Source organism: Pseudomonas folii, assembly GCF_014357575.1.
Taxonomy (GTDB): Bacteria; Pseudomonadota; Gammaproteobacteria; order Pseudomonadales; family Pseudomonadaceae; genus Aquipseudomonas; species Aquipseudomonas folii.
This window is the reverse complement of sequence record NZ_JACONW010000266.1, coordinates 1-3,579: the sequence shown is the minus strand read 5'-3', so window position 1 is coordinate 3,579 and position 3,579 is coordinate 1. Positions and strand designations below refer to the sequence as shown.

Here is a 3,579-nt window from a genome sequence, read left to right as displayed (position 1 = left end):
CCACAAGGGGATTGCGTGCCCCTGAGGTTATCCACTTTATCCATTAGCCTGCCTGTGGATAACCTTTGGAGAACCGTATGCAGGCTAGATGGCTCAAGGCCTGCGAGCGGCTGGTTATTTATTGAACAGCTTCATGTTCGTAGATCGAAGGCTTCTTGCGTGTAGCGTGGTAGGCCGCTTCGCAAGTATCCATCTCTTCTTGTGTGTTCATCTCTATTTCTATACCTAAGTGGTATTTGCAGTAATCAACTACAAGTCGCCGATCCTTCCTGTCTAGTTGGTGTACATTGCTTTTGTCTTCTGAGTCCGTCGAAAAGTAGTTCACAAATTTAATTTGAAGGGTGGGCTTCTTTTTTATAAATACGATTATTTTATTGTCTTCTGCCCAGCTCGTCTTATAGTAACCGGTAAATAAAATAATTGAGGCAGTAAGGGCTGCGCAGCTCGCTAAAACGATAATTTTTTTCACAATGTGATTTTCGTCGGGGACTGTATAGGTCCGGGCGGTTTGAGTTCCGCCCGATTGAAACGTTTGAGTCGATTAACGCGCCTTGCAAGCCTCAAGTTCTTCTTCAGTATTGATCCGGGTTTTAATACCCAGGCGATACCAGCAGTAATCTATGATTATGTTTGCTTCTACCATGTTCATTTTATTTAAGGGTGTGTAATCTCCGTCTCTGGTATAGAGGTTTTTAAATTTGACCTGAAGTGTTGGGTGCTTTTTTATGAAATACACGGTGTCTCCACCGTGGACCCCCAGGTCTTCGTAATAGCCTATGTAAAGATGGGCGATAAAAATAATTACAAAAATGGCGAGTGTTTTTTTCATGCGGAGGCGGCTTCAAAATTTTGTCTGTGAACGAGGTTTCTTGACCAGTTTCATACCAAAGTTGCCGGGGTATATTTCCCCCTTTCCTTGGGTGTTTTCTAGATGCTCTTATGCCCTCCAAAGTTTTTGATGTAGAGAACAATCTTTGGTGTGGCGATAAAATTCAGTGTGCTTTCTATTCGTAGTGTAGGGCTTTTGTATTGGGCCGTACATGTACGGCCCAGATAGATTCCATCTCGATAGGTGATGGATTAGCGCGCTTTACAGGCTTCTAATTCATCTTGGTTTCTCAATCGACTATCATTTCCTAACCGAAATTTACAATAGCTCCTGACCATAATTAGTTCTGCTGTGCTCAGGTCTTTCAAAAGCTTTCGTTCCTCGTCACTGGTATAAATGTTCTCAAATCTGACTTGGAGTGTAGGGTGTTTTTTTATGAATATCTCTATTCGTGGATCTTCAAAGTCTAGGGATACATAGTAACCTAGGTACAAGTGAGCGATCGAAATGAGTATGAAAGATATAAATATTTTCTTCATGAGAGAGGTGGTGCTGACAAGTGTGTTTTTTTGCGAATTTTTTTGACCAGTTTCATCCCAATATTACCAGGGCATATTTTCCCTTCCGCCTTTTGGCGGGGATACTCCATATGGCCACCAAAGTGCTCGATAACAAAGACACTTCTCAAAGCTGAAATAAGGTTGATTGTGGCGTCAATTTGAGGGGTCGGTATTTTGTTAGTCGTATTGATTCCTAAGTATTCTAAAGTCTTGCGACCAAAGGCGACTATGTCATCACCTTCTTCCGCGGTTGTAAGATTATTCATTAGAGCTATTCCGATTACTCCCGTGTTGAATTCGAGAACGCTGGATCCTTTAAAACGGATATCCCGGCCTTCGTAGACAATCCCTGAGCAATCGATTCCGAAATGGTATGCGATGTCATCCGGTCTCCCTTTCTGCTGAAACTCTTGAGTTTCCAGCATCTGCTCGGCACCAATACCGCACGAGTAACTCCTGCCGGCATGGTGGAGGGCAATCATGCTGTACTCCCAATCTTCGTCCAAAGTTTTCTTGGGATTATTTGCCTTCCAGCCCGACCGCTCCACAAACTCATGCCCCAGCGAACGGACTTTACGAATGATCGCTTCGCGGGTTGCTGCTCGGTCGTTGACGGTGATTTCCACCGGTGCGATGGATTGGTCAGGTATTACCTTTTGTACCTGCGCGGTGGTCGTGAATTTGCTGGGAGTCATTGGACAATCCTCGACAGCTCGCTAAGTTCTCGCGCAGGGGCATTGAACACAACGTGGAGCGCGACGATTGAATCTGCCGATGACGTCTTTATGTGAGCCATGCCAGCGGCATCTGTGATGCCAGACTTTTCGTGGCCGTTGACCACTGCGATGAACTTTCGATTGGCGAGAGGTTGCCCGGTTTCGCTGTTCGTGATGGCGAAGGATCGTGCATATATCTCTGCTTTTGGAGCGTGGGTGGGGGAGGCGGAGTCAGCCATTTGTGGTTTTGGGGCGGATCTTTTATCTGGCTGAGTCGCACGTTGGGCCGAGGGTTTGTCCTGTTTCTCATAGCTATGGCTTAACGAATTGATAAGCCTCGCCCGGCAGGGACAGGTGCTGGAGCTGTCCAGCGTTCCTGCCGGGGACCTGCCGTTGCTGTCGATGAATCCAATACCGCCTACGATGATGTACGCCTTGCCGTCTACACCGCAGGTGACTGGGTCGCCTTCCCTGGCATGATTGAAACCCATCATGTTGGTGCGGCCGTCTCCTGCTATTACGACGCCGCCACAGGTGGTTTTGTCGCCCTCGCGAATGAAATATCCCCTCGCCATGGATCAGCCCTCCACAGAGAGCGGGAAGTCTTCGGCTGTCGGCGCTCTGGCTGTTAATAGCTGCAGGGCAGTGTCTTGAGAGACGTTGAGGGAATAGTGTGTGCTCATATCATTCATCCTGATTCTTCGGTTTAACGACATCTGCATGACGTGATGTCACTGCGAGATACGGACGCTAAACGAAAGTTACGGATGGCTATGTAGGGCGAATCTCAAAGGTTTGAAGGGCGTTTCTTGGAAGCGTTTTATTGAGCTTTGTGTCCCCTGATTTGAGTGGGCGGGGAGGCAGTGGTGGGCAGTTTTGCAGGCAGTCGCCTCAGCGCTTTGCACTACATTTCCTTTTTTCTTGAGGGAAATTTCCGAAACGATTCCAAGCGCTTGCGGGTGGCGATTTTGGCTCCTAAGGTGCGCCGGTCGCTGCATTGCAGTGACAGGGTTTAGTAGCCCATCGCTCTAGTCGTACAGTGTCACCTCTCGATGAGGCGTTCTCTGAGCGTCCATTTTATGGCGGCTGTGCGCAGGGCGTCTTCGGGCGCGCCGGTTGCTGGAGCCCGGTCTACTAACCTACGCACGGCTGCCACCCTTATCGTTTAGTAGCGGTGGTTGGCGGTCTCCTTCAGCATTAAGGGACTTCAACATGACTGAGCTACTAGTTTCATCTTCAAACCTCGAACAGTCTTTAAGCCACGCCTCCCACCTGCTGCACTGCGCAGCCGTAACAGCCTACGAAAACGGCGACCGCCTGACCGGTTCGGATCGGCTTCTGGCGATGTCGGTCATGCATCTGGTGGATATGGCGCGCAGTGTTATCGATCAGTCTTTGATTGGGTTGGAGGCACCGACTGCTTGCGGGTGAAATGCGATGCCTGATCTGTAGGAGCTCGTCCTGTGTCCCTGAC

At 48.7% G+C, this 3,579-nt stretch carries 5 protein-coding genes; 1 reads left to right on the top strand and 4 read right to left on the bottom strand.

Going from position 1 to position 3,579, the window contains the following annotated elements; translation table 11 throughout:
• Positions 1 to 118 precede the first annotated feature (118 nt).
• From H8S59_RS26465 to H8S59_RS26450, 4 genes are all read right to left on the bottom strand, one after another.
• Positions 119 to 469, bottom strand: a complete 351-nt coding sequence (locus H8S59_RS26465) for a hypothetical protein (RefSeq protein WP_214658485.1) — start codon at positions 467 to 469, stop codon at positions 119 to 121.
• A gap of 72 nt (positions 470 to 541) precedes the next feature.
• Positions 542 to 829 (bottom strand): hypothetical protein, encoded by a 288-nt coding sequence (locus H8S59_RS26460; protein ID WP_187523325.1) that lies wholly within the window; start codon positions 827 to 829, stop codon positions 542 to 544.
• A gap of 535 nt (positions 830 to 1,364) precedes the next feature.
• Positions 1,365 to 2,084 (bottom strand): N-acetylmuramoyl-L-alanine amidase, encoded by a 720-nt coding sequence (locus H8S59_RS26455; protein ID WP_187523324.1) that lies wholly within the window; start codon positions 2,082 to 2,084, stop codon positions 1,365 to 1,367.
• Entirely contained in the window at positions 2,081 to 2,680 is a 600-nt protein-coding gene (locus tag H8S59_RS26450; RefSeq protein WP_187523323.1) for a PAAR domain-containing protein, read from the bottom strand. Before H8S59_RS26450 ends, H8S59_RS26455 begins: the two co-directional genes overlap by 4 nt.
• Positions 2,681 to 3,317: 637 nt before the next feature.
• Here H8S59_RS26450 and H8S59_RS26445 point away from each other — a divergent pair.
• Positions 3,318 to 3,536, top strand: a complete 219-nt coding sequence (locus tag H8S59_RS26445) for a DUF6124 family protein (RefSeq protein ID WP_187523322.1) — start codon at positions 3,318 to 3,320, stop codon at positions 3,534 to 3,536.
• Positions 3,537 to 3,579: the final 43 nt, after the last annotated feature.

Coding starts and splice junctions, on each gene's coding strand:
- H8S59_RS26460 (WP_187523325.1), bottom strand. CDS start 829: ATGAAAAAAACACTCGCCATTTTTGTAATTATTTTTATCGCCCATCTT.
- H8S59_RS26455 (WP_187523324.1), bottom strand. CDS start 2,084: ATGACTCCCAGCAAATTCACGACCACCGCGCAGGTACAAAAGGTAATA.
- H8S59_RS26450 (WP_187523323.1), bottom strand. CDS start 2,680: ATGGCGAGGGGATATTTCATTCGCGAGGGCGACAAAACCACCTGTGGC.
- H8S59_RS26445 (WP_187523322.1), top strand. CDS start 3,318: ATGACTGAGCTACTAGTTTCATCTTCAAACCTCGAACAGTCTTTAAGC.